Raw genomic sequence first — 25,884 nt, forward strand, 5'->3', positions numbered from 1 at the left:
TTCAGTTACGAACTAACGCCGGGGAATTCCCTCTCTCGCAGGGGGGGCTGCGGTCGGGACTCACTGCAGACAGAGGCCCAACTGCTTTTACCTGTGCGCAAAAAAACAGCCAGAAACAAAAGCGTTTCTGGCTGTTCGAAATTGTGATGAAGCTAATTCAGCTCTCTTTAGTCGCGGTAAGTCACAACTACTTTACCACGCTGAGATTCAACGACCACTTTGTATTTCCCGTAGTCAAATACTTTCCGTCGGCCATCTTTGCTGCAGCGAACGCACTCACACCCGCAGGCAGGAGCACAGATTTCTACAGCAACACATCCTGGCTCACAGCAGCTTTTCTTCGGAGCACAAGGATCGACGATCATAACCAGTTTGGGATTTGCACAGGGAGAAATGTTCTTGGTTTTTCTGTATTTAACACAGTCAAATAACGGAATTGCCGGAGAAGCGACGTGGTGTTCATACGGTTGAGGTGCCAACTCGGGCATCGGCTCAGGAACAGCAGCTGGCGCCGGAGGCGGTGCAGTTGTCTGGCTCAACAGAAATCCCTGACCAAAATTCAAGGAAGGTCCTGCAGCCTGAGCTGTTGTCAGGGAAAGGGCAATCATGCCCAACGTGTAATAAACAATCTTGTTCATCTCTCAATTACTCCTTTTGCGACCATGGTGAACTCCATGATGGCAGCTGATTGATAAAATCAATGTTGTGTGTCCCCAACAACGTGCCTGCATTCATTCTCCAGAAATCAATGTCAGACAAAAGAATAGTCAGGAAACGATTTTTGCGGTTGTCCACCACTCAAGTATAACTTCACCGAAGTTGAAGTCGCGTCTTTTTCGGCGAAGGGGGCGAAAAACCGGTACCAGTTACGCACCTGATAATGGTCAGAAATAATAAGTGGAGTTTAAGTTGACAAGGGACGATCGCCATATTTTTACTTAAACAGCCAAACGCACCCGGTCGCCCTGATCGGAATACTTTTACAGCTTGATGGCCGAGAGTTGAGTCAATCGCGGTCCAGGAAACCGCTTGCGGACCATTCGACACGTGGTTTTCTTGATTTTCTCAATCCTGACCGATCGATTCCGTCAAGTCCTGCCCGTCAAATCAATTTAATAAACTGGGCAAGCTGGAGTTGCATCTCCCGGTAAGATCTCACATAATCTAATTGGTTTTATTTCAAGGACTTGAGGGAGACATCCATGAACAAGCCAACTCGGCAATGGTATCGGAAACCAATTCGTTGCTTTGCACTGACAGCAGGAGCCTGTCTGACAGTTTCCCTGTTCACCGGTTGCGGTGGTAGCAGTGCTCCTGCACCCGCTCCTGCTCAACAGCAGACTCAGGCACCTGCCGCCCCGGCAGCCCAAACCACTCCCCAGGTCGCGCAAACAACGCCCACACAATCTCAACCCAAACCGGCACCTGCTGAAAAAGAGGGTCGCAAGATGATCGACGGGATTCCCTACGACGTCTGGTTTGACAATCCGCTCGCAGTTGCCGGTGATAATCAGTCTGTCCAGCCGGTTGCGCTACCGGGAACGAATGTCGCTGCCAATTCAACGACACCAGCTCCCGCAGGAGAAATGAAAGCTGCCCCGACACAGGCGAGTGCGGGCGGTTCAGGCGGGCTCGACTGGAAAACGATTATCCCCATGCCCATTCTGGAAGCACAGGTCAAAGATATTCGTAACCGTCTGACGAAAAATATGCAATCTGTGGGTACCTATAACACGAGCTACCTGGAGTTGCCCACTTTCACCGCAACACTGGCAGCCCTGGCCGAAATTGCCAATGAGCATCCTGACGACATCGGCTGGAAGAAGAATGCCAAATACCTGCGTGACCTGTCAGCCCAATTTACCGCTGAACCATTGACGCGCGGGGCCAAATCGTACCGTGCATTACAGATTCCTTACGAGCAGATGATTGTAATCATGAACGGGAGTGCTCCCGCGGGGTTGCCGGAATCCGATGATAAGAAACCGATCGCCGAAGTGGCTTCGATGGGCGATCTGATGAAACGCGCCGATATTTCCTATAAATGGCTCAAATCGAATGTGGGCAGCGCAGATGCCCTCAAGGCCGAGAAGGAAAAAGTGATCGAAGAGGCTCACCTGCTGGCCGCCATTTCCAAGATCATCACACTCGAAGGCTACGGCTATGTGGATGACAAAGGCTTTCTGGGTTATGCGAACCCCATGCAGGAAGCCTGCCTGAAAATGGTCGAAGCGGCTAAGAATGACAATTTCCCGGAATTCGATCAGGGCATGTCCCGGGTCTATAAATCCTGCACGGAATGCCATAGCGAGTACAAAGAGTAACAGCGATCCTGACGCGAAACGACTCGCGTCAGCTTAAGACTGACAGCCGCTAAGAAGAGAGGAAATCGACGGAATGATTTACAACCGGTGCTGCCTGATACGAAAACTCTGTCTGCTGGTCGCGGTACTCAGCATCTGCTCTAAAACGCAGGCTGACGTCATTGAACTGGTCAATGGTCACAAAGTCCAGGGGGATGTGCTCAAACAGGGCGCAGACTACCTGCTGGTTGACATCGGCATCGAAGTCATCCGCATCCCTGCCGACCAGGTCCGTTCCCGTACCAAAGGCGATTCCCTCTCCTCGGACAAACCGAGTGTGAGCAAAAGCAAAGATAAATTCTACTCCGTCGCCCAACTGCCGGCCAAAAGCATTAAGGAACTGGCACGCATCTACGGTGAAGCCGTTACCCTGGTCCAGACTCCCAGCGGACTCGGTTCCGGATTTATTATTAATGACCGTGGTTACTGCGTCACGAATTATCATGTTGTTGAAAAAGAAACCCGGATCGCCGTCACGATTTTTCATCGCACAAAAACGGGGGAATTTCAGCGACGCCAGATCAAAGACGTTGAAATCATCGCGTTGAATCCCTTCTTCGATCTGGCCCTCCTGCGCATTCCGCGCCAGAAAGATTTTCCCTTTCGCTATGTCTATCTGGCAGAGGATGACCAGCAGCGGGAAGGGGAAGAAGTGTTCGCCATCGGAAACCCTCTCGGACTGGAGCGCTCCGTCTCACGGGGCATCATCAGTACGCGCAACCGGAACATGCAGGGAATTGTATATATCCAGACCACCACGCAGATCAACCCGGGTAACAGCGGGGGGCCTCTGTTTAATTCCCGAGGCGAAGTGATTGGGGTGACCAACATGAAGCTGATTCTGGGAGAGGGCCTGGGATTCGCAATCCCCATCTCTTATGTGAAACATTTTCTGGATAATCGTGACGCATTTGCATTCGATAAAACCAGCCCCAACACAGGATATCGTTATTTTGATGCACCACGTAGAAAATCATCGGAAATTGAAAAGTAATTTGATTTTCTGCAACCGGCAGCCCGTTTGCATGGTAGTGCCGTCGACTGTTTCTGTCAGATAATCCTGAAAATCGACGAAAGTCTGTGTGCAGGTTGATCTTGCCAGAAAATCCAGAATTGCTACAACTACAAATAGACAGTAACCGACATCGTTGCGCTCCTGAGATTTGACAGATCGGATGAGTTAAATCCAGAGCGAAGTACCTTTATCCCCTCAGGTAGAGAAAGAATGAAGGCTCCCATGAGAAAGCCACTTTTGTTTTTCACATTCATGTTAATGCAGGCGATGTTCCTGCTGACCGCGCAAGACACGCAAGCCCAGGAGCGGGTGACTGCTGCCCAGCGAATCCCCGGGGATTCCATGCTCTACTTCTCCATTCCGGATGTAGAACTGCTGGAAGAAAAGTGGGCACAGAGCTCAATGGCGGAAATGGTCCGTGACCCGGCTTTCGCAGATATGAAAAAAGATCTGGTTCAGCTCGTGGAAAAATACTCGAAAATGTTCGAGGCAGAAACTGACCTCGGGCTGAGCAACGTCCTCAGCATCCCGGCTGGCGAATTCTGTATCGCATTTGTGAAAAGCGATGAAGGGAAATTTGGCGGTCTGGCCTTCGTCGAATATGGCGAGAGTGGTGAGATCGTCGAGAAGATTCTCGAGAAAACGGCAGAGGGGCTCGACAAAGAAGGCGCGAAGCGATCCATCAGCAGTGTCGATGGAACCAAAATCACCATATTCTCCTTTGAAAAAGAAGGGGATGATGCAGGCCCGGTCAAAGTGCCGCTGTCCAAAAAATTTGCTTACTTCCTGAAAGACAAAACATTTGTTGCTTCCAATGATGAAAAGATCCTGGAAGGAGTCCTGGCTAAATGGGATGGACAGGCTCAGGGAACGCTCTCTGCTAAAAAGGAATACCAGTACATTCTCAATAAATGTGCGGATGCGGATGCTCCGGCAGTCATGCACTGGTACATGAACCCGGTGGGAGCCCTGCAGTCCATTCTGGGTGTGGCCAGTCGCGTCAATCCCCAGGTCGGCATGATCCAGGGATTCCTGCCCGCTCTGGGACTTACTCAACTGAAAGCCGTCGGTGGTTCGAGCTATATCGCAACAAAGAACTTCGATGCGATTACGAAAACGTTCACGTATGTCGAACAGCCCACTTCCGGGATCATTGATATTTTCAAATGTCCCGCGATCGCGCAACAGCCTCCTGTCTGGGTCTCCGATAAAGTCTCTTCTTATTACTCCATCAACTGGAGCATTGTCGGAGCCTATGATTCCATTGAAACCCTGTTCGACGGTTTCCAGGGACGTCCGGGCGCCATGGCGGCGATCATCGATCAGATGGCCGATAATCCCGATGGCCCGAAAATCCACATCAAGAAAGATATCATTGATAACCTGAGCGGTCGGATTCAGATCGCAACAGAAATCAAGGAAGGCGAGCAGATTGACCTGACTCAGATGTCCGGACAGTTTGTCGTCGCCTTAGGCCTGAAGAATTCCGACGCGTTCCAGAAGATCATTGCTTCTCTGACCACGCGGGATGACTTCCCGGGACAGGCACGTGAATTCCAGGGGACCACCCTGTATCAGCTTCCTGCTGCCGTGTTGAAATCCCCTGCTGACGCTGCATTCTGCATTGCCGAAGATCAGCTCTTCATCTCCAATGATGTGAAACAGATTGAAAGTATTCTGCGGAAAGACCGCGGCGTAGGTTCGCTGATCAACAATCCCAATTACAAGCAGATCTCCGAAAACTTCCCGGAAAAAACTTCGATCATCAACTACCAGAATGCAGATGCACAACTGCATGCACTGTATGACCTGGTCAAGAAATCACAGGATGACATCAAGCTGGAAGGGATTGATCTTTCCAAGCTTCCGCCATTCTCATTTTTCCAGAAATACCTGCCCGTGACTGGCGGATATACCATTCCCGATGATCAGGGTTTCTTCAGCTCGAATTACTCCATGAAACGGGCTAACTGAAACGATCATCTGATCAGTATTCCCACCCGGTGAGGTCGCTCACCGGGTTTTTTCATGCGCTGCTGAAAATTTCAGTTCCGGCAATACTTTTCGACCTGACGCGTGTTTAATTGTATAATCGCAGGGAACACCCCCTGTCTGTTTTCAGTTTTCGATGTTTTCAGGAAAGAGACGGTCATGCAACGCATTTCCCCCGTACTGGCACTCGTCACTCTGTTTGGCTTTTCTACGGTTTCCACGTTCGCGGCTCCCGATGAAGAAACATCCTCGAAGGAAAAAGTATTCCAGCAACTGGATAAGAACTCCGACGGGACCATCACTGCCGATGAAGTTCCCGATGAAAAATCACGTTTCTTTGAATTCCTGCTTCGCTCGGGAGACCAGAACAAAGACGGGAAACTGACGAAAGGGGAGTTTGAAGGAGGGCTGAAAAAAGAGGATCAGAAATTCGAAGCCGGCGATGAGCGTCGGGGGAACCAGGGTCCTCGATTTTACAATCGCTTCCTGAGCCGTCTGGACCGCAACGGAGATAAAAAAATCTCGAAGGATGAATTACCCGAGCCCTTACGCGAACGGATGGAACCACTGTTTCAGCGTTTAAATACCGATGAGATCTCGCTGGAACAACTTGAGCGGATGGGAAATATGTTTGGCAACCGCCGCCCGCCGCGTCCCGAGGGCCCCGGCATGAATTCCCCGGAACGCGCCGAACGCTTCTTCAAATCTCTGGACACCAATCAGGACGGCAAACTGACTCTGGACGAAGCCCCGGAACGGGCTCGCTTCATGCTGAATCGCATCTTCGAACGGTCGGGGAAGGAAGCCGATGCTACGCTCACCAAAGAAGAATTTATGAAAGCAATGGCTGCATTCCGTCCGCCACAACGTCCGGGACGACGCGACGCTGATCGCGGTAAGAAACCTGAAGTTGTAGACGGGGAAATGAAACGGCCCGAGATGCAGGCACCAGACATGTCCCGCACGCGATTCGGCAATTCCTTCCCCCGCTCGGGGGCTCAGTTCCTGCGAACCGTCGATCAGAATGGAGACGGGAAACTCAGCCGCGAAGAACTACAGCAGATCAACCGCTGGTTCGACGAGGTGGACCGGAACCGCGATGGATTCCTGGATCAGAGTGAAATTGCGGGGCAACCGCGTCCGCAACGACGCTACAATCCGACCTCTGTCAAAAGACCAGGCCGACCTGCACTGGATCAGCCCAAAGACGATTCAAAACAGAAAGCGTCTGAATAAAGAGTACCGCACTCAGAATCAGGAGTTCTGTTCCTGTGGCGCAGCCTGCTCAATCAACGGGGGCGGGCTATCTGTCTTTTGCAGATGCTGTACCCAGGCTGGAGGGAGATTGAACCAGATCCAGTTGGTGCGAATCCGATACTGGTTGGTGTAGCTCCGCATGATTTCATCGATCTGACAAATCCGGTCGTTTTCAGGACCCCGCGAGACCACCTTACGCACCGGCCGCACATACATGTATTCAAAATACGAGAGCACTCCGCCTGGCTTCAACAGCCGGAAATAGGCTTCAAAAATATCGCTGACCAGATCGGTCGGAAAATTATTCAGGGGCAGTCCGGAGACGATGAAATCGTATTCCTCACCGACACCATATTCCTGCAGCGGGCAGTTGTGAATCGAGGTCAGGTGTTTGATTTCCTGAAAGGCCCGTTCTGCATCGAACCGCCTGTGCAGAATCTCAACGAACTTTTCATTCAGTTCCACCAGGTCCAGTGAATCTTCAGGGCGAATCTGTTTGACAATTTCACGAGTCACCGCGCCGGTTCCAGGACCGATCTCCAGTACTCGTTTGGGGCCCTGATGTCGTTTCATCGGTTCTGCCATATTGCTGGCCAGGAACCGGCTGCTGGGCGCAATCGCCCCGGTGGTTTCAAAAGTCGTTCGAAACTGTTTAAAAAATTCCAGATAATGTGACACGTCCAGGTTCCCGGGATTCAATCAAACGACATGAGAAAACAAAACGATGCTTCAGGAGAGTTGACCGCGGCGCGCGGCACCAATCTGCTGCGCCTGGGCGATAATATCGACTCCCACTTCCTGACTCCAGGCTGTGATCAACTGTTGAAACACAGGCCCCGGCTTTCCCTCTGAAAGGAAATGATCATTGTAACGCGTAACAGGCATCAGACAATAGCCACTGGAGGAGGTCAATGCTTCGTCTGCCTGAAGAACCATTTCTTCGGAAATATCGGTTTCCACATAGTCCAGTCCCAGTTGCTTCGCTAATCGGGCCGTCATCATCTGGCTGATCCCCCCCAGAACGTACTCGGGACGGGGCGTGAGCATGATCCGATCCTGCACCAGAAAAAAGTTGCCGATGGTCGTTTCTGCGACGAAACCCTGTTCGTCAAACAACAGGGCACTCGCTGCCGGAACCTGTTTGCGAATCAGTTTGTCGGCGCGATAAAGATGGATTCGACTGCGGGATTTGACGCGGGGATCAAAGACCCGCGGGTTCAGTTGTTCGACTTCCGAGCGGATCAGGTATTGACCGCTGGTATATTTCTGATCCCACAGCTCAAACGCCAGTGGAAAAGTATGTACGCAGACAGTGGGTGTGCGGCAGGCGTCCAGTTCAGCCATTCCGAGGTAAGGCAGGTTCTGCCCCGCGGTGACAAAGACCGTTAACCCCAGTTCTTCCCCGGCAGGTAACAGAGCCCCGTTCTGTTCGATCAGGTTGAGACAGATCCGCTTGAGATCATCCGCTGTAAGGGGCGTATCAATACAGGCATATTCCAGTGCAGCATAGAGGCGGTCCAGATGTGCTTCCAGCATGAACGGTCGTTGCTGGAAAGTGCGAACCATCTCAGTGACGGCAGCACCATAGACGATCCCCAGATCTGATACAGCCAGTTTTGCTTCCGACTGGGGGAGATAAGCACCATTCAGATATGCCTGGGGCTCGGACATCTGGTTACTTCGTACTATGCGAGAGGGAAATCGGGAGTAAGGCTGCTGGACCGTGCCGGCTAATATCCGTAATAGACGACCGGAGCTGGATAGACAACCGGGGCCGGTGCCGGATAGACCGGAGGTGGTGCATAATAAGGCGACCGGGACTGTGAGTTCAAGTAAGGCCGCCTGCCAAACAGTCGGACCTGCATGTACATCATGTTAGCCACCATGCGGCACCCAAGAGGAAACGCAGAACATTCACAGCGGCGATGCAGTTCCTGCTTTAACCGTAAATCACAATAGCGCCGGTTGATTCCCGGTATCTGGTAACACTGATCATGCTGTGAACAGCTGCCACGGAAATCGGCTCCCATGAATCCCTGCGGGGTCAGCATCTGCAGCAGGGGAGCACCATCGGGGCCACAGGGATAGCGGTTGCACTGAGCCTGTACCACTGACGGTTCCACAATCGAAAGTGCCGCCCCGGTTATCAGCCACAGCACCAAGAACTTGATTTTCATCACAAACCTGTCTCACAATCTGAAAATTAGTCAACCTGAATTCGCGTGGGGTGGGGCAGGGAGCTGTTTCTCTAAAAGATTCTCCCTCGCCAGGATCTGATTCGCAAGTTTCTTTTCCGATCCCGCCGGAAAACGAGTCAGAAATTCAGTGACGGGCGGCATTTGTTCCCAAAAAAATGAACCAGTCATATGACATCTGGGTCTCAGCTCGATATACTGCCAGAGGGAAATATTGTGCTAACTTGAGATATGGCAATCATTTTTTTACGATCTCCAATTGGACATCGAACGGATGATTGTAAGCATATTGACGAATTTGATTAAAAAGACAAAAGGATTGATTTTATGGCGATACCAACCATTCAACCGGGAACCACAAAAATTGGCTGGATTGGAACCGGAGTCATGGGAGCCAGTATGGTGGGACACCTGATGGATGCGGGGTTCTCGGCTACGGTTTATACTCGCAGTAAATCAAAAGCGGAGCCTCTGATTCAGAAAGGGGCTTCCTGGGCCGATTCACCGAAAGCAGTCGCCGAAGCAGCCGACGTGATCTTTTCGATCGTCGGTTTCCCGACAGACGTCCGCGAAGTGATGCTGGGTGAGGAGGGGGCACTCGCAGGTGCCTTTGCAGGGAAAATTCTGGTCGACATGACCACCAGCGATCCTTCCCTGGCAGTCGAAATTGCTGAAGCTGCAGAGGCTAAGGGAGTCTTTAGTGTCGATGCTCCGGTCTCCGGTGGCGACGTAGGTGCGAAAAACGGAACGCTGTCTATCATGATCGGCGGTGACCAGGCGGTGGTGGATGCCCTCAAGCCCTGCTGGGATGCCATGGGAAAAACCATCGTTTACCAGGGGGGCCCCGGTTCCGGACAGCACACCAAGATGGTGAATCAGATTCTGATTGCCACCAACATGATCGGCGTCTGCGAAGCACTGCTCTACGGTTATAAAGCCGGTCTGGACCTGCCTACGGTACTGCAATCAGTGGGCAGTGGCGCTGCCGGCAGTTGGTCACTTTCCAACCTGGGACCACGGATCATGGATAACAACTTTGATCCGGGCTTTTTTGTGGAACACTTTATCAAGGACATGGGAATTGCCCTGGCGGAAGCGAAAGCGATGAACCTGAGTCTGCCCGGTCTGGCACTGGGACATCAGCTTTACCTGGCAGTCCAGGCACAGGGACATGGTCGCGATGGTACACATGCTCTGCAGCTGGCACTGGCCTCCCTGTCCAACGTGGACTGGGAAAACCGCTCTTAGCATAAGCACGCAACTGATATCGAACTGATCGGACCGATCAGATCTGCACAGTAGATTTTCAAGTAAGGTAAGATAAGCATGGCGAATCAAAGTGACCTGTTCGCAGGTCTTTCCGTGGCAATGATCACCCCGTTCAAGAATGGCGAAATCGATGAAAGTGCGCTGCGGGCGCTGGTCGATTACCACGTTGAACAGGGGACCGACACCCTGTGTCCGGTGGGAACGACTGGTGAATCACCAACGCTGTCGCACGATGAACACAAACAGGTGATTTCCATCGTCTGCGAACAGGCCGCCGGCCGCATCAAAGTCATGGCAGGTACCGGTTCCAACAGCACCCGTGAAGCCATCGAACTGACCAAATACGCTGAGCAGGCGGGAGCCGATGGTGCCTTGCACGTCGCCCCGTATTATAACAAGCCGACCCAGGATGGGTTTTATCAGCATTACCAGGCGATTGCCGAATCCGTCGGCCTGCCGATTGTGATCTATAATATTCCCGGTCGGACCGCCAAGAACATTGAACCGGAAACGATCATTCGCCTGGCGGAAATCCCGAACATCGTCGCTGTGAAGGAATCTACCGGTTCGATGGACCAGGCTTCTCACATCCTGTCCTGCTGCGATCTGGCCGTCCTCTCGGGTGATGACAGCCTGACGCTGCCTCTGATGGCACTGGGAGGCAAGGGGGTTGTATCGGTTGTGGGCAATATCGTTCCCGGCGATGTCAAATCCATGCTCGACGCTTTCAATGCAGGAGATCTGAATAAGGCCCGCGAATGGCACTTTAAACTGTTCACACTCTGCCGGAACCTGCTGGGCCTTGCGACAAACCCGATTCCCATTAAAGCAGCCATGCAGTTGCTCGGACGGGACAACGGTGAAGTTCGTCTCCCGATGACGCAACTCGACTCTCAGTCGATGAAGGTGCTTGAGAAAACACTGCAGGATTATGGCCTGCTGTAGGGTTTCTGTTAAAATAGGAACCAGCGCTGACCGACTGGTCGCAAACATCTGAATTTTGATCGCCAGCCAGATATTCATTCCCATTGATAAAAATTGATATATGAGGTAACGCCTGTGATCTTTGGTTTTGGAAAGTCCCGGGAAGAAGAGGAAGAATTCGAAGAAGAGATCGAACCGGTCTCGTTCCAGGGCGCATTGAATGGTCAGCCGGCGAATCTGAAGGATAATGCCAGGCTGGTAAAAGCCGGGCTGATACCTGCCAAAGACATTATTACCGACGGGCTGGCACTCAGGGCACAACTCATCCGGTTTGAGCCCAAGGGAGAACGGTATCAGGTCGCCTTTTATGTCGATGGTGTACCCAATCCCGGACCGAAACTTTCCAAGCAGCAGGGCATGGCCGTTGTGCAGATCATTAAACTGCTCTCCGGCCTGAATATCCAGGAAAGAAAACGCCCTCAGCAAGGGGGCGTGCATGCGGAACTGGAAGAGGTCAAGTATCAGTTGCGTGTTTCGACTGCTCCCACCCAGGGCGGTGAACGGCTGACGGTCAAAGCCATTGATGTAAAACATCCCCTGGATCGCGCGGATGATATCGGCATTACCGAAGAACTCAAAGAACGGATCCGTTCGCTGAGTACCGGGCGGAATGGTCTGATCCTGGTCAGTGGGCCTCCCAGTTCGGGGCTGACGACGACCACCTTTGGTGTGGTTCGCTCGGTAGACGCCTATCAATATACGATTTTTGCATTGGCTGAACCCGAGCACCGTGAATTCAGTCACATCGCGACACTGGATGAAAAAGAGGGGGACACCTTTGACGACGAACTGCGGCGTATCATCCGGATGGAAGCGGATATCATCTACCTGAAGCCGATTACGGATGAAGACTATGTCCGCAGCATCCTGGGTGTCAAAGATGAGATCACCATGATTGCCGAAATTTCGGCCAAAGATGCCATTGCCGGCCTGATGAAGTTCTGCAAACTGGCTGGTAGTGTTGAAACGGGCGTCAATGCCCTGCGGTGCGTCGTCGGCTATAAGCTGATTCGCACACTCTGCGACAGCTGCAAAGAAGCATTTCGTCCCAATCCGAAGCTGATTGCGAAAATGGGTTTACCCAAGACAACGAAAATGCTGTACCGTCCGCCACGTGACACCGTGGATGAGGAAGGTAACGAAATCGAGCCATGTGAAAAATGTGACGGGTTGGGTTACTACGGACAGACCCTGTTACTGGAAATGATCGAGATGACCGATGAGATGAAGCAACTGATCATCGGTGGAGGCGATCCTGCCAAAATCAAAGCACTGGCCAAAAAACAGGAGATGCCCTCTCTGCAGCATGACGGAATCCGCCTGGTCGCCGAAGGCAAGACTTCTCTCGAAGAATTACAACGGGCGTTTAAACAGGGCTAAGTTCCGCGCACTTCTGTACTGCTAACCAGCGTAGTCGGGCTCCCGGGATAGTGACACTCCCGGTGCGCACTGTCAAACCAGGCTGGCTGCGTTAAAGTTTCCGATTACGGCAGCCGATATTCTACTGATGGAGTGGTAGATCCTTCACGTCATCACTCCAGCGAAGCCCTCAGCTAAGTCTCAAGTCTCTCTGAGGGCCATCCTCTCTCCCTCTCACCAAAGCTGCCTCTGAATTGCAGCTGTTCCCTTTTCCAATTTGTTCGAGGTTATCATGCAGGCTCGCCAGAAACCCGTTCTACTCTGCACCGTCCTACTCTTCTTCTCGGTGATCGCTTACACCAGCATTCAAAATCAAAAGGCCCGTGAAGCACAAGTCCATGTGTCCCCCCACCATTACGATTTTTACAGTGCCGATGTAGTGCAACTCTTCCCCTATACCTCAGAGGAGCAGTTGTACAATCAACGGGAAGTCCTGGAACAGTACAAACGGGAACATCTGCGGGGAGCGGAGCAGGGGGATCTCAAAGCGGGAACAAACAACTGATCCAATTTACACACTACGCCATATCTATGCCTGCTGCGGGTTCCTGATACAAAATATTGTCCGATTGCGCAGAATATACCGAAGATTCCGGTTTTGTTTGTCGATAATAAGAGTACACACATGATAGTAATGCGTGACCTTACCAGTCATTTCCCGAAGAGATGGTTGAATATAAGGTATTACCGGTACTTGTTTTAACCTGTTTCCGTTTCTCCCCGACAGGTACCATTTGACAACTTTACTTTCCGAGGACAATCATGGTGATTCGCCAGCTTAAAAATTGGTCAACTGTTGGAGTACTGGGTTTAGCATTAATGGGATTAGCAAACTCTGGCTGCCAGACCAGTATGGGAGGCCAGACATTGCCTTCAGCCTATTACCTGGATGATGATGTGCAGTTCTTCCCGGCCGGTCCCGAGGAACAGCTGTATAATCAGCGAGAAGTCCTGGAACAGTACAAGCTGGAACGGGAATCCCAGCAGCAGCAATAATCGCTGCGAGGAACACAACAGGGGGGACCCTTTCGTAGTAACTCACGCAGGTTTTGCGCCTTGTGCCGAAATCTGCATGCGAAAGGATTCAAGCCGGACGATGAGAACGGGACTCTCGCCCGGCTTTTTTTCCATCTTTATACCAAGCCAGCTTACAGCTGTTTTGACATTTTCTCAGCCAGACGAGTCAGTGCCGGGCTGACATCGGTCGACTTCAGATGCACGTTGATCACGCTCAAGCTGTCCTTGTTGGCCAGAGCGGCTTTGAGAGCTTTCTCCAGATCACCTTCGGTGCTCACTTCAAATCCCCAGCCCCCGCCGAGCAGATCGGTGATATTGTGGTACTTCCAGTCGGGAATGTTATTAAACGGACCTTCCTGCAAGAATCGCTCGGTTGTGTAGCCCTTGTTATTGAGCACGATCACAATCGGGTTGAATCCGAGCTTGAGGGCCGTTGAGAGTTCCAGGCAGGTCATCTGAAACGCCCCATCCCCGACGAGAACGATCGGCCTCAGCTTCTCATTGGCCACCTGGGCACCGATGGAAGCAGGAATGGCAAAGCCCATCGAAGTGTAATAAGCCGGACTGAGAAACTTGGTATGGGTACTGATCGTCAGGTCGACGGCCCCAAACAGGCAATCTCCCACATCGGTCACCACTACGGAATCATCTGTGAGGATCTGATTGATACTCTGAAACAGGTGTTTCGTCGTCACCGGCTGTGTCGGATCCACCTTGAATTCAACCTGCGGGGGTCGGACCTGATCCGGTATTTTCCGCTTGACCACTTTCATTTTCTGTTTACTCAACGATTTCACGAAATCAGAGAAGACCACATCGTGGAAATGATGATAGCTGATCCGCATTTTTTCGCTGGTGGCATAGATGCATTTCCCCGGATCCAGATGTGCCGTGTAGATCCCCAGGTTAATATCGGTCATGAATGTCCCCAGCAGGATCACGCAGTCACTCTCTTCGACGTACCGCTGGACTTCATTGCGTCCCATAGCACCTTCATACACGCCCAGATAGAGAGGATGTGATTCACTGACGACCGATTTTCCGAGAATCGTGGCACACATCGGAATCTGGTGCTTTTCGGCAAACTTGAGGACCTCTTCCCGTAAGCCGAAGCGGTGTAGCTCAACCCCGGCCACGATGACAGGTTTTTTGCTGGCCTCAAGTAATTCCTTCGCCTCTGCCAATGATTCGCGGAGCGCATTCTGATCGCTCTCCAGCTGACTGTCATCAGGAACATGGGGCACGATCGCTTTTTTGTGGACGCAGTCGCGAGGAATTTCCAGATAGACGGGCCGCTTGTAGCGTACACAGGCTTCCAGACAGCGATCAATTTCCTGGAAGGCGGTCATTGGATCATCCAGCACGGCCGTGGCCACGGTAATTTTCTCAAATACATCCCGTTGGGTGTGGAAGTCTTTTACTCGGTGGTGCAGCAACGGGTCAGTCGCACGTTCTGTCATCCCTGGAGAACCACTGATGACGATCACGGGCGATTTTTCGGCATAGGCCCCCGCGATGGAGTTACACAGGCTCAAGCCCCCCACGCAATAGGTCACACAGACCGCTCCCAGACCATGCACGCGGGCATAGCCGTCGGCGGCATAACCTGCATTGTCTTCCCGGGTCGTTCCGACAACGCGAATCGGACTTTCTTCCAGCATGCCATAGAACTGCAGAACAAAATCGCCCGGGATCCCGAACAGATCGGTGATTCCGTAATCCTGGAGACGCTGAATCAGGTAACTGCCGATCGTATGAACTTTACCGTTCGTCTTTTCCGAAGCACGTTTTGCCGTGGATTTCTTCTTTGTCCGGGACTTGGTTCCGCCGGACCTGGATCTGGTGTCTGTTTTGCGAGCTGCCATCATATACCCTTCCTTGCAGGATGAATGATTTTATGAGAATGCTATAATGAATGAAGTGTTCATCATCCATTATAGCATTTCGCAGACTCAGAACAGAAAGATTTGCATAAACTACTAATGAATAAGGAGATGCGACGAGCCCGACAGCACTAACTCTAACAACTTCAAATTGAATTCAGCGTTGAATCAACTTGCGAAGGCCGCGCCGCTCGACATGCTTTACCGGTTGAGATGTGGGGCTGTCCTCTCGACTTTGATGAGGCGTGATCTGCTCACCAAATTGCCCCCAGTAGCTTTCCAGCAGGTGGTAGCAATCCAGATAGCGTTGGGAGTCCCAGGCCAGAGCCAGTGTCGAGATCAGCTTGGTCAACTGCCGATCATCCTCCGGTGAGATCTGGTGAATCTGCAGATCGACATCATCAATCCACAGTTTCTCTGCACCGAGCTTTTCAATCACGATCTGTGCATTCTGAATCTGATCGGAGGGGATATCTTTCACACGAAAGACATATTTCCGCCAGTTCTGATCGACGGCAATGATTGCGGACTGCACTTTCAACTTGCCATTCTGCTCGGCTTCCAGCGAAATACGAACCTGCATATTGGGAGAACGTGATTTCATCCAGACTCCCATATTCAGATAACGGCAGTCCTGCAAGGGGATGGGATTGGTACGCAGAAAATTATTTCCCGGCTGAGTATCCAGCACCAGGGAGGTCCGCCCCGAGTGTGCCTCTGTTTTATCCAGGTTCCAGGCCACGCCCTGTTCGACTTTGGATTCCCAGCCCGCGAGGATGTAGTCCCGCGAATTTTTGGATTCAAAATCGGCCCGAAAAACAACAGCGGAAGAGTCATCCTGCGACCGATGCAGTTGAACCAGCATCTTTTTCTTCTGATCGATGCGGGCCTGTAATTCCTTCAGGTCTCCCTGTTCAACGCTGGTCTTCACTGACAGCAGCCGCGTCTGTGTGGCGTCATCGACTTCAAATGCCTGCAGGTCATAGGCGCCGAGTTGAATCATATAGCTGCATTCGTCTGAGGCAGACCGGGTCACTTTGACTGTTTCACCGGTTTCCAGACTGGTAAGTGTCGCTTTCGCGGGCATGACCAGTTTCACAGTTGCCTGACATGAGTAGGGGAAGTCGTTGACCAGATAATAAACGGACTTCTCTTTCCCGCGGGAAAACCGGGTAATCACCGGTTGCTGTGAGCTTTCGATCGTCTGGAAGGGCCGTGCCGGCAATTTGATTAACTGAGATCGAATCGATCGTGTCGTCTGTTCCTGACCGAAAGGAATGGTCCAGCCTCCATCAAAGGTGACATAAGGATCGAGGGCCGCGACAGCGTGGACATAGCGAATTTGATTTGATTCCGCGGAGGGCGACGCCTGAGTCGCCAGCCAGGTAAAGGCGGGTTGCCAGGGAGAGATTCGATCAAATTCGGGAATACGGATCTCCAGGGGCTGGTGATAAAACACAACGCCATTCACCCGGGATTTAAAACTGTCGTCAATTGTCGAATGTGTATTCAGGAACTGCAGATCCCGCTCTGCCTGTGGTCCCCAGGTAAATCGTTCCGGTCTGACCACGATGCCATTACTGATCTGGTCATAGCGGGAAAAATCCAGTCCCATTTCCATCAGAATCGGACGGAACGGGGCTCCGGTTTTCAATGCGGTAATCACATTTCCCTGCCGGCTGTGTGTGGGTATCAATTCACGCGCGGAGAAGATCAGTTGTGCCTCGGGTTTTGCCCGGGACAATACGCCTGCCAGTTGCTCATGCAGGGTCCGGATCTTCTGGCAACGCCATTCGGTCCACTGAGGCAGGGCGGTTGTTGTCAGATACTGATACCGTTTTTCATATTTGTGAGACTCCGCGAAGCGGGGAATCCTGACGCCGGTCTCTCTGGTGAACGCGTTGACGGTCGCATCATCATAGCCCCAGTCGAGCCCGGGCAGTTGCAGGTAGCCATTCAGACTGAGCTGCACTGCCACGCCCTGGAACGAGGAATGTTTCTGATAGCGATCCACCAGCTCCGAAAATACTTTGACGATTTCAGCCTGCACGCGCGGGTTGAGCGGATTATAGAACGGGGCCTGTCCCCGGGCAGCCACCTGCGACTTGCGCCAGGTCTGCCCATGAAAATTGACCAGTTCAATCCCGATTGCCTCTTCAGACTGTTCCTGGATCAATTTTTCCAGAGCGGAGATCATGGAGGAAAACTGCAATTCGGGAACCAGTGTCAACTGTTCCCGGTCAAAGATCCGGAACAGCATTTCCAGAACGTCCTTGCGCTGGATATCCTGTCCCGATGAATGATAGACGCCCGAATCATAGCGGGGAGTGGGATCTAAAGTTTCAGAGGGATAGATCGCGCTGCCGTCAGCGGCGACTCCCAGCAGCACGCTGTTAAAACGCTGATATTGCAGATACTGAGCCAGTCGCTCGCCGGCATCATAAAAGGTCTGCCAGTCGTCCAGGCTGCGATGACTGCTGGGATCCAGGATCTGAGTGGCCCCGAAAATTTCCGGCAGCAGCGGCTTTTGCAGATACGGGCCCACCAGTCTTTTTTTCTCGACAGTCGCGGGCAGCTCGGCAGACACATCTTCAGTCGAAACAGCGAGCTCATAAACTTTGACTTCAGCCACCTCGGCAGCATCGGGCCTGCCCAGACTGTGGAAGAGTAAGATAGGATTATTCACCTTCGGCCAGAAGAGCAGTTCCACTTTTGACTCTGCTCCCGATTCCTGTGGATTGATGGCAGAGGGTGAAGCAGGCTGATAAACGCCGCCATCAACACCGACCGGCACCAGTTGTCCCGCGGCATCCGGTTCCAGGAGACTGAACCCCAGGTGGGTGTCCATTGCAGCGGGATACGTGATGACGAGCCTGTGAGGCTGCTGGGGGTGACTGATTTTCAAGTGCCAGGCCGACCAGGGTAAAGTAGAAGCGCTTTCCGGCAATGTCTCTCTGCCCGATTTAAACAGCGAGCGGAATGAGTTTCGGATTCGACCTCGTGCCCGCCGGGCTACCAGATCGTTCTGATTCTGGATGCCATTCAAGGTCAGGCTGTCCACCAGCAGCGGAGTTCCCTCACCCGACTCAACCAGCGTTTTCCTGGCAGCACGATCAAGCACCACAAACTGAACCATCGATGTGTATCCCGAGGTTGTCTGCACTCGTAGATTGTAGACTCCTTCCTGCGGAGCCTTGAACGAAACAGGAGCCCCTGCCTTGAGCAGTTCAACCCGAGAGGTCTGAGCCAGTTGGACCTTGCCTTTCTCCACCGGTTCTGAATTGCGTGCCCGGGCCAATACCCAGGACAGGCTTTCTCCAGGGGCAATTTCACTGACGTGCAGAAAATGAGGGAACACAGTCAACGAAACCGTTTCCTCGGGTTCATAGATCAGATGGGGGCGATCGACGTGAATCGAGAGCATCTCTCCTGGAGCCTGCTGCACGATCAACTGCGCATTTGTCTGTGAGACAGGTAGAATCGCCTTTTGCTGCAGCAACTCCCTGAGCAGAAACTCATGCTGCATCGTGATTGAAGAATCATTGCTATCCTGCAGGTAGACCTGCAGTTTTGCCGTTAAATTCCCCCGCACTTCGAATTCAATACTGTTGAACACACGACTGGCTCGCGGCTGGTACAAGACCTGATCCTGCTTTCGCGCAATCACAGCGATTTCATCGGCGTCCACGCCAAGCGAGCGAGCCGTCTCGATACGCCCCCCGGTCATTTTAAAACGGGCATTCCAGAGCCGCGGGGTCTGCTCGCCCCATTCAATGCGAATACGGGTAGCGACAGCGGTCCCTTCATCGGCCAGCGCCGGACAGGCGAGCAGGCAGAATATTCCACTTAGAATCCAGATTCGCTTCCGAATATAAGTCACAGATTTTCCACTAATACAGACAGGAGCGAAAAGCCCAGGAAATGCTTTTACCCTGAACGGGAAACAGACGGAGAATAGAATCAAACAGAAATGAACAACAGGCGAGGGCCCAGATTATATTGATTTTGGAATCTGGGCCAAGGCCAATTATTTTTTCACCGATCTCCAGTAAACGTGCCGTTTTTTACAGGAACCCTCTTGACGAAATTTGGCAAACCTGCAAAAAAACGCATCCTCTCTCACAACTGTCTTAACGACTCTCAATCCACAAGCAGTTGTAACTGGTTCGAATCCCTGAGGCATATCTTGTTGAAAACATGTTTGCTTTCGGGATGAAAACAACAAATCCTCAATACCTCTCAAAACCCCAATACCTGCCTGGACTAATCATGATGTTAAAAAACGGTTTCTCTCTGGTAAGTGGCTTACTTATTCTGGTGTCAGTGACTGGCTGTGCTTCAATGCCTGAAATGCAGACCATTGAACAGTTTGCCCAGGCCATGGAAAAAGAAGACATCAAATCACTCAAACATCATACGACCATGAAGTTTTCCAAGGTCGCGTTGAGAGATAAGTCCTCGCTGGATGATCTGAAGGTCCTCAAGATTCCCACAGGCGAAGCGACGATTGTGGAAATCAAGGATGTTTCCGAGAACCATAAGAAAGTGGTTGTCGAAGTTGGCAAAAACAAAAAGAAACTGCTCTACGAACTGAAGAAAGTCACCAAGACCGGAGAATGGGTCGTGGACGACATCTACATCAACCAGAAGCACAAAAATCTGAATGTGATGAAGTCGGTCTCAGAACAGATGGACCTGCTGCTGACAATCCGGGAATTTGTGGATGCGTGGGAGAATGGCAATCGTGATGACATTCTCGCATCCACGGATGGAGAGTTCAAAGAAACTCTGGACCAGCTGCAGCCGGCCTTCCTGGCGAAGCTGGCTAAACGGGTTTCCGGTAATTCATCCAAGTCAAAATGGAAAAAGCCAGACGCCCAACTGGATAAAAACATTGCGATCATCCGGCTTGACCGACGTTCCGGCCAGATGATTATCACCATGAAACTGACGGACGGGAAATGGAAAGCGACCGATGTTGCCGTCGAATCGAGAGTTGACAAGCAGCATGTCAAATCCGCGAAAAAAGAAGCACGAATGCTGCTGGCAGTCAGTAATTTCCTGGACGCCTATAACCAGAACGACAAAGTGGCTCTGAAAAAATACTCAGCTGACAAGTTCTATCAGGGGAGCCTGAACTTCGGCGACCTGAAAGTAGCCCCGCTCCCCGACTCCAATGTCGCTGCCGCAGATTATGAATTAAAGACGGAAGGCGATCTTGCCAATTTTATCACTCAAAACAATGGCAAGATGGTGAACCTTTCCATTCTTAAAATTGAGTCCGACGAAATGGATGTTCCAGATCAGTACCTGATCGAAGAAGTTACACTGTTTAAAGATCATGGCAACCAGCAGATCACTCTGACATCCCTGTTCTCCTCACGGGCGATTACGCTCCTGTTTAATGAAGCACTCACCAAACACGATATCAAAATCCTGGGATTCAGTTCCACACCTGATCTTTCAACACGCGTCTGGGATAAAGTCTCACCCAACCTGGTAGCCCAGTTACCGGTAGATGATATTGCCCAGCCCGGCTTTGAGATCCTGGATATTGACTTTAACGGTTCGGTCACGAAAGTCCATGCCCGCCAGGGGAACCTCCCGCTGACTTACATTTTGCGGGATCACCTGGGACAGCTGCTGGTGGATGACATTGAACTCGACCTGCAGGGCAGACCTGCCTCGGTCAAAGCGACACTGGAACTGCTGGTTCAGGTCCAGAACTATGCCTACGACATGCACGAAAATAATATTCGTAATCTGCAGCGTCACTCCAGTCGTGACTTTAACGAACTGGTCTGGCGACAGGTCGACCGTGTTCCAAAGACTGTGTATCCCATTCCGGAACTGCTGATGTCAGAGTTGACCAGCATGGAATTAAATGAAAACCAGGGACTTGCCCGCATCAAGCTGGGCGATGATCAGCGAGGAGCCACCGTCCTGATCAAAAAGCAGCACGATGAATATGTGGTCGATGACATCATGATCCACTCCGACAAAGTAGCCTCCCGGTATGTCTCGAGTAAAAAAGAGCTCCGTCTGTCAATGGCCGCCAACTCGGGAATCCTGCGTCAGAACGCAGCGTACCAGGCAACCTATACCATCTCCAGTGATACCAAACCTGAAGAGATTACTCCGATTTCCATTCCCGAGGTAGAGCCTGCCGCCTTTGAAGTTCCGCAACAGGAACCCTAAAACTGGTCGACGGGTCCTTCATTCTGGCTGGAACTGAGATAGCGAATGTGTTTGTGAATACTCACGTTGATGCTCTGGTACCTGGTCTTTAAGTGACCGGTATCAAACAGGTCGTGCCTCAGCAGTTCCAGATCATCGGAGCCGACTGCATTCGCAAAGATCTTGGAGAGATACTGGATCCCCAGTTTTGAAGGCTGGTAGCGGTGTGCATCGTAGAAGGAGGGATGCAGGGTGCGGGGGTGAATCTCCCGCCAGGCATCTCTCAATGCATTGCCGCTGATCGAGCTGACATAGAACCCCTGCTGTTCGTTCCATTGCAGGATCGCGACGTAATTGTTTTGCCGCTGTACCAGCAGATCCACGGCTTTCCCGCCCAGCTGGGCGGCATAAAACCGGTCAAAGCGAATGGGACGTCCCCCACGCTGTGTATGCCCGATTTTTCGGGTGAATGTGGCTGATTTGGCCATTTCGTGCCGTTTTCGCGATACAAAATAATGATCGCCCAACGATTCGATCAACATGTTCTGCAGGACTTCAGCAGCACCGCTGAAGATGATATTTCCCGCCGGGTCGACACTCTGGGAAATATCTCCGAGCCGTTTACCGTTTTGATCGCGGAGTCCTTCGCCGATAACAATCACGACATTTTTCTGGGTATCATACAGTTCACGCACCCTGCGTTCGAACCGTTCATAATCCAGGGGGACTTCCGGAATCAGGATGATATCTGGCTGTCCGTAAGCTGCTCCGAGAGCGAGGTAGCCCGACTCTCTCCCCATGACTTCGATGATGGCAATGCGACGATGGCTTTCCGCGGTCGTGCGGATGCGCTGCACGCCCTGCACGCAGACATAGACGGCAGTGGCGTAGCCGGGAGTCGCGTAATTCACCATGTCGTCCAGTTCGAGGTCCTGCTTGGCCGGCAGTTTGCGAAGTTTCTCTTTTCCGGTTTCGGGATTTGTTTCCTTGACCCATTCGTTTGGCTCATCCAGATAATTCAACCCCAGGTCATTATCGATGGTTTTAGGAGCCAGTACGCAGGGCATGAACTGGGAAATGGGCTGCATGCCATTCAAGGTTCCATCACCGCCGATGCAGATCAACCCTTCAATCCCCAGTTGATCCAGACGTTTCTTCACCATGTGAAGCTCCCCGGCATGGGACTCATCAATATAGGTGCGGGAAGACCCGAGAATCGTGCCACCGCAGCGGGGATCCAGTTCCGGGAGTGTTGAATACAGCGGGTTCAACCTGAGATGAGGTACTGCCGGGTCGAGCAGTCCGCCAAAGCCTTTGATAATTCCGACGACTTCCAGGCGAAGTTCATTGGCACGTTCCACAGCTCCGAAAATTGTTGCATTCAAAGCGGGCGTATCACCACCAGCCGTTAAGAGAGCAATCCGACGCATCTTGGTCCTTTCATGCTGAACTGCGGGCAGCTGTTGAAAACATCTTTGTTTTCGGCATTTTCTGACAGACAGAAAATGAGTTCAATCTATCTGGATGTATGAATTCCTATTTACGTTATCAGGTCTGATTCGATAAGATTTCGAACGATTTCAATACCATCTATTATCGTAATTCTTCCGTTTTCTGCGAGAATCCGGGTGCGGATTATGATGTAGTTTCTTTGAGATTGCATGTGTTTTTGATCAATTCCGAGAAAATGCATCCTCACCGGCTCCAAGCCAAACCCCTGAGCTACCTGTTTTATCCAATCTCTTTGAATCCAGTTTCATGTGAGGTTTACCGTGAAATACGCAATTGGTTGTTTTTTCTCTGCCGTGATCGGCGGCCTGATCGTTTCCGCAATGGATGCCCCTTCTTCAGGCTTGATTGCGTCTTCAGAAGCACAAGTACAGCCGAATTCGACTGGCCCCCGGATTATTCCTCCCACTCCACTCAAACCCGCGGCCCCCCAGGTGAATGCGAACACAACGGCCCCGGCGCAGGTCACCAAACTGTTTAATGACCGTGGTCTTTCTCCTGAAGAGGAGATCAATGTCAGTGTTTATGAAAAGCTGAATAAGAGCGTCGTGCACATTACCACCAAAAGCACAAAGTCGGACGGTTTCTTCATGCTCGAATACGATACGGAAGGAGCCGGCTCGGGAGCAATCATCGATAAAGCGGGGCATATTCTGACCAACTACCATGTGATCGAAGATGCGCAGCAGGTCAATGTCACGCTGTTTAACGGGAAGTCCTACCAGGCCACGTTTGTCGGGGCCGATGCCATCAATGACATTGCCGTCATCAAGATTGATGAAGAGCCCAATGTACTGCATCCGGTAAGCATGTCCGACTCAAGCAAACTCAAAGTGGGACAGCGCGTCTTCGCGATTGGAAATCCGTTTGGACTGGAACGTACCATGACCTGCGGCATTATCTCCAGTCTCAACCGTTCCCTGAAACTGAGGGGGAACCGTACGATTAAATCAATCATTCAAATTGATGCCGCGGTCAATCCAGGGAACTCGGGTGGTCCGCTCCTCAATTCGCACGGGCAGCTGATTGGCATCAATACCGCGATCGCCAGTAACACCGGTCAGAGTTCCGGCGTCGGCTTTGCCATTCCCTCGAACCTTGTCTCACGGGTCGTACCTCAACTCTTGACCCACGGGCATATGATCCATCCGGAAATCGGGATTCAGCGGGTCTATGAAACCGAGCAGGGGCTGCTGATCGCGAAACTGACTCCGGGAGGACCTGCAGAAAAAGCGGGGTTGCGCGGCCCCAAGATCATCCGGCAGAGAAGAGGGCTGATCGTGATCGAACGGGTCGACCGGGGGGCAGCGGATCTGATTGTTGCCGTCGATCAGAAGCAGATCAAATCGGCGGCGGACTTCCTGGATTACATCGAAAGCAAAAAACCTGGAGAGACCGTCGTCGTGACGGTACAGCGGGGAAAGGAACAGACACCGACCAAGGTCTCCGTCACCCTGACCGCCAGCCATTCCAACCGGCCGTAAAAAAAGCTCCCCGATGAGCGTTCATCGGGGAGCTTTGAATGTATTATCGAGATGGAATCAGCTTAGTTCAAAGCGGGTTCGACGTTGATTCGTCGACCTTCCTTATCGAAGTAGACCGTACCTTCAACCAGAGAAAAAATGGTGTAGTCTTTACCCATACCCACATTTTTTCCAGGGTGCCATTTGGTACCGCACTGACGGGCAATGATGTTTCCTGCCAGAACACTTTCACCGCCGAATTTCTTGATTCCACGGCGCTGTGCTTCTGAATCGCGACCGTTACGGCTGGAACCTTGACCTTTCTTATGTGCCATTACTCTTTTCCTCAGGTAGCAAAAGTCGCCCCTGACAGGGGCTTTCCATAAAAATTTGGTTAATTGAGGCCGTATATTGGCGAATCAGGCCTCAACTTGCAAGAGATAAACCGGTTTCTGGACAATTTCCCACTGTTTTTCAGGAGTTCCGGGGAAATCAGGGCTGTTTTTTCTCATTCGTGTCCAGATTGAGCTTCTTTTCCATCTGCGCGGCCATTTCAGGATCGTCTGGCAGGTAGACCCAGTAGGGGTTTCCTTTGGGGCGAAATTCCTGTTCCTGCTGACCGAACTGATCGCCTGGACGCCAGTATTGCTGAACCAGAACCTTTCTCAGAGTCAGCTCTTTGCCATCTGGGCCCTCAACTTTCTTGTATCCATTGGAAAGACCAGAGAACAGGATGGTGAAATAATCGGTATTGGGGTCGACACCAGTCCAGACACAGACACCGTAGATGGCATTTTCTGATTTTGCGTCGGCGGGAGTTTCCGGAGGGAGTTCACCAATAATGTCGACCGCGTTTTTAAATTCACGGCGTTCGCGCTGATTGATAATCGCTTCCGCTTCCGGCAGGATCTGATTGGGATAGATCGTCTGCTGGCCGTTATCGTTGGTAATCAGGGTGACCTCCGGCACAAACAGTGATGGTCCCAGCGGGGGAACTTCTGCATTCTGCGGGGTCAGATCTGAAGTGGTTCCCGGTCGTTCCAGAGGCCGTAATACGCATTTGTAAACCAGATACCAGACGAGGGTTTTCTCTTTTTTCCCCGTTTTGGGATTGGTCAGATCCATGCGAATCATACGCATGGGCTTGAATGTGGCGTCCAGAACCCAAAGCGATTTCTGAGCAGCCCGTTCTTCTCCCGTGGCCGTCAGATCGGCTTTGATGGTAAATCCACGTGTCAGCTTGTTTTGTTGAGCCTGCGCCTGAATGCCGCCTGTCAGCAAAACCAGACAGCTGCAGGCAAAAGTCGTCAGAGCAGATCGTTTCAGTAATTGACGCATGTA

At 51.8% G+C, this 25,884-nt stretch carries 20 protein-coding genes; 11 read left to right on the forward strand and 9 right to left on the reverse strand.

All coding sequences use genetic code 11. From position 1 onward, the window contains the following. Positions 1 to 167: 167 nt before the first annotated feature. On the reverse strand, positions 168 to 638 hold the full coding sequence (locus Enr10x_RS09000) for a hypothetical protein (RefSeq protein ID WP_145108986.1): 471 nt from the start codon (positions 636 to 638) through the stop codon (positions 168 to 170). A 564-nt stretch (positions 639 to 1,202) separates the two neighbouring features. On the opposite strand from Enr10x_RS09000, the gene Enr10x_RS09005 reads away from it, so the two are divergent. The 4 genes from Enr10x_RS09005 to Enr10x_RS09020 all read left to right on the forward strand — a co-directional run bounded on the left by Enr10x_RS09005 (position 1,203) and on the right by Enr10x_RS09020 (position 6,606). Further along, positions 1,203 to 2,324 (forward strand): cytochrome c, encoded by a 1,122-nt coding sequence (locus Enr10x_RS09005; protein WP_145108983.1) that lies wholly within the window; start codon positions 1,203 to 1,205, stop codon positions 2,322 to 2,324. A 73-nt stretch (positions 2,325 to 2,397) separates the two neighbouring features. Beyond that, complete coding sequence (locus tag Enr10x_RS09010) at positions 2,398 to 3,357, forward strand: S1C family serine protease (protein WP_145108980.1); 960 nt, start codon at positions 2,398 to 2,400, stop codon at positions 3,355 to 3,357. Positions 3,358 to 3,600: 243 nt separating this feature from the next. Then, a complete protein-coding gene (locus Enr10x_RS09015; RefSeq protein WP_145448822.1) occupies positions 3,601 to 5,352 on the forward strand; it encodes a hypothetical protein in 1,752 nt (583 codons plus the stop codon). Positions 5,353 to 5,529: 177 nt separating this feature from the next. After that, complete coding sequence (locus tag Enr10x_RS09020; RefSeq protein WP_145448823.1) at positions 5,530 to 6,606, forward strand: EF-hand domain-containing protein; 1,077 nt, start codon at positions 5,530 to 5,532, stop codon at positions 6,604 to 6,606. An 18-nt stretch (positions 6,607 to 6,624) separates the two neighbouring features. Here Enr10x_RS09020 and Enr10x_RS09025 read toward each other — a convergent pair whose 3' ends face one another. Genes Enr10x_RS09025 through Enr10x_RS09035 form a run of 3 tightly spaced genes read right to left on the reverse strand, consistent with a single transcriptional unit; the run spans position 6,625 to position 8,804 of the window. After that, positions 6,625 to 7,305, reverse strand: a complete 681-nt coding sequence (locus tag Enr10x_RS09025) for a class I SAM-dependent methyltransferase (RefSeq protein ID WP_145448824.1) — start codon at positions 7,303 to 7,305, stop codon at positions 6,625 to 6,627. A gap of 51 nt (positions 7,306 to 7,356) precedes the next feature. Further along, positions 7,357 to 8,298, reverse strand: coding sequence for an aminotransferase class IV (locus tag Enr10x_RS09030; RefSeq protein ID WP_145108968.1), 942 nt, complete (start codon positions 8,296 to 8,298; stop codon positions 7,357 to 7,359). Positions 8,299 to 8,357: 59 nt separating this feature from the next. After that, positions 8,358 to 8,804 (reverse strand): hypothetical protein, encoded by a 447-nt coding sequence (locus Enr10x_RS09035; protein ID WP_145108965.1) that lies wholly within the window; start codon positions 8,802 to 8,804, stop codon positions 8,358 to 8,360. A 345-nt stretch (positions 8,805 to 9,149) separates the two neighbouring features. Here Enr10x_RS09035 and Enr10x_RS09040 point away from each other — a divergent pair, with 345 nt between their 5' ends. The 5 genes from Enr10x_RS09040 (at position 9,150) to Enr10x_RS09060 (ending at position 13,490) form a co-directional block, all read left to right on the forward strand. Continuing rightward, entirely contained in the window at positions 9,150 to 10,070 is a 921-nt protein-coding gene (locus Enr10x_RS09040) for an NAD(P)-dependent oxidoreductase (RefSeq protein WP_145108962.1), read from the forward strand. A 78-nt stretch (positions 10,071 to 10,148) separates the two neighbouring features. After that, complete coding sequence (dapA, locus tag Enr10x_RS09045) at positions 10,149 to 11,036, forward strand: 4-hydroxy-tetrahydrodipicolinate synthase (protein ID WP_145108959.1); 888 nt, start codon at positions 10,149 to 10,151, stop codon at positions 11,034 to 11,036. 114 nt (positions 11,037 to 11,150) lie between these two features. After that, positions 11,151 to 12,455, forward strand: coding sequence for a GspE/PulE family protein (locus Enr10x_RS09050; protein ID WP_197996561.1), 1,305 nt, complete (start codon positions 11,151 to 11,153; stop codon positions 12,453 to 12,455). 271 nt (positions 12,456 to 12,726) lie between these two features. Then, entirely contained in the window at positions 12,727 to 12,999 is a 273-nt protein-coding gene (locus tag Enr10x_RS09055) for a hypothetical protein (protein ID WP_145108952.1), read from the forward strand. A 314-nt stretch (positions 13,000 to 13,313) separates the two neighbouring features. Further along, positions 13,314 to 13,490, forward strand: a complete 177-nt coding sequence (locus Enr10x_RS09060; RefSeq protein WP_232093271.1) for a hypothetical protein — start codon at positions 13,314 to 13,316, stop codon at positions 13,488 to 13,490. 152 nt (positions 13,491 to 13,642) lie between these two features. Here the strand turns inward: Enr10x_RS09060 and Enr10x_RS09065 are convergent, their stop codons facing one another. Continuing rightward, positions 13,643 to 15,376: an alpha-keto acid decarboxylase family protein gene (locus Enr10x_RS09065; RefSeq protein WP_145116307.1), complete on the reverse strand. Its 1,734-nt coding sequence runs from the start codon at positions 15,374 to 15,376 to the stop codon at positions 13,643 to 13,645. A gap of 175 nt (positions 15,377 to 15,551) precedes the next feature. Continuing rightward, entirely contained in the window at positions 15,552 to 19,274 is a 3,723-nt protein-coding gene (locus tag Enr10x_RS09070) for a family 10 glycosylhydrolase (RefSeq protein ID WP_145108946.1), read from the reverse strand. A gap of 461 nt (positions 19,275 to 19,735) precedes the next feature. Here Enr10x_RS09070 and Enr10x_RS09075 point away from each other — a divergent pair, with 461 nt between their 5' ends. Continuing rightward, entirely contained in the window at positions 19,736 to 21,592 is a 1,857-nt protein-coding gene (locus Enr10x_RS09075) for a hypothetical protein (RefSeq protein WP_145108943.1), read from the forward strand. Here the strand turns inward: Enr10x_RS09075 and Enr10x_RS09080 are convergent. After that, positions 21,589 to 23,001, reverse strand: a complete 1,413-nt coding sequence (locus Enr10x_RS09080; RefSeq protein ID WP_145108940.1) for a 6-phosphofructokinase — start codon at positions 22,999 to 23,001, stop codon at positions 21,589 to 21,591. The genes Enr10x_RS09075 and Enr10x_RS09080 overlap by 4 nt on opposite strands. Positions 23,002 to 23,343: 342 nt before the next feature. Here Enr10x_RS09080 and Enr10x_RS09085 point away from each other — a divergent pair, with 342 nt between their 5' ends. Beyond that, the gene (locus Enr10x_RS09085; RefSeq protein ID WP_232093273.1) at positions 23,344 to 24,564 is read left to right on the forward strand and encodes a S1C family serine protease; all 1,221 of its coding nucleotides are present in this window, start codon (positions 23,344 to 23,346) and stop codon (positions 24,562 to 24,564) included. 62 nt (positions 24,565 to 24,626) lie between these two features. Here Enr10x_RS09085 and rpmA read toward each other — a convergent pair whose 3' ends face one another. Continuing rightward, on the reverse strand, positions 24,627 to 24,878 hold the full coding sequence (rpmA, locus tag Enr10x_RS09090; protein ID WP_145108937.1) for a 50S ribosomal protein L27: 252 nt from the start codon (positions 24,876 to 24,878) through the stop codon (positions 24,627 to 24,629). Positions 24,879 to 25,035: 157 nt separating this feature from the next. Continuing rightward, a complete protein-coding gene (locus Enr10x_RS09095) occupies positions 25,036 to 25,881 on the reverse strand; it encodes a hypothetical protein (protein WP_145448825.1) in 846 nt (281 codons plus the stop codon). Positions 25,882 to 25,884: the final 3 nt, after the last annotated feature.

Source organism: Gimesia panareensis (genome assembly GCF_007748155.1).
In the GTDB taxonomy this organism is placed as follows: Bacteria; Planctomycetota; Planctomycetia; order Planctomycetales; family Planctomycetaceae; genus Gimesia; species Gimesia panareensis.

Bases quoted from the DNA above. Each gene is read 5' to 3' on its own strand.
- Enr10x_RS09000 (WP_145108986.1), bottom strand. From the start codon at position 638: ATGAACAAGATTGTTTATTACACGTTGGGCATGATTGCCCTTTCCCTG.
- Enr10x_RS09005 (WP_145108983.1), top strand. From the start codon at position 1,203: ATGAACAAGCCAACTCGGCAATGGTATCGGAAACCAATTCGTTGCTTT.
- Enr10x_RS09010 (WP_145108980.1), top strand. From the start codon at position 2,398: ATGATTTACAACCGGTGCTGCCTGATACGAAAACTCTGTCTGCTGGTC.
- Enr10x_RS09015 (WP_145448822.1), top strand. From the start codon at position 3,601: ATGAGAAAGCCACTTTTGTTTTTCACATTCATGTTAATGCAGGCGATG.
- Enr10x_RS09020 (WP_145448823.1), top strand. From the start codon at position 5,530: ATGCAACGCATTTCCCCCGTACTGGCACTCGTCACTCTGTTTGGCTTT.
- Enr10x_RS09030 (WP_145108968.1), bottom strand. From the start codon at position 8,298: ATGTCCGAGCCCCAGGCATATCTGAATGGTGCTTATCTCCCCCAGTCG.
- Enr10x_RS09035 (WP_145108965.1), bottom strand. From the start codon at position 8,804: ATGAAAATCAAGTTCTTGGTGCTGTGGCTGATAACCGGGGCGGCACTT.
- Enr10x_RS09040 (WP_145108962.1), top strand. From the start codon at position 9,150: ATGGCGATACCAACCATTCAACCGGGAACCACAAAAATTGGCTGGATT.
- dapA (WP_145108959.1), top strand. From the start codon at position 10,149: ATGGCGAATCAAAGTGACCTGTTCGCAGGTCTTTCCGTGGCAATGATC.
- Enr10x_RS09055 (WP_145108952.1), top strand. From the start codon at position 12,727: ATGCAGGCTCGCCAGAAACCCGTTCTACTCTGCACCGTCCTACTCTTC.
- Enr10x_RS09060 (WP_232093271.1), top strand. From the start codon at position 13,314: ATGGGATTAGCAAACTCTGGCTGCCAGACCAGTATGGGAGGCCAGACA.
- Enr10x_RS09065 (WP_145116307.1), bottom strand. From the start codon at position 15,376: ATGGCAGCTCGCAAAACAGACACCAGATCCAGGTCCGGCGGAACCAAG.
- Enr10x_RS09075 (WP_145108943.1), top strand. From the start codon at position 19,736: ATGCCTGAAATGCAGACCATTGAACAGTTTGCCCAGGCCATGGAAAAA.
- Enr10x_RS09080 (WP_145108940.1), bottom strand. From the start codon at position 23,001: ATGCGTCGGATTGCTCTCTTAACGGCTGGTGGTGATACGCCCGCTTTG.
- rpmA (WP_145108937.1), bottom strand. From the start codon at position 24,878: ATGGCACATAAGAAAGGTCAAGGTTCCAGCCGTAACGGTCGCGATTCA.
- Enr10x_RS09095 (WP_145448825.1), bottom strand. From the start codon at position 25,881: ATGCGTCAATTACTGAAACGATCTGCTCTGACGACTTTTGCCTGCAGC.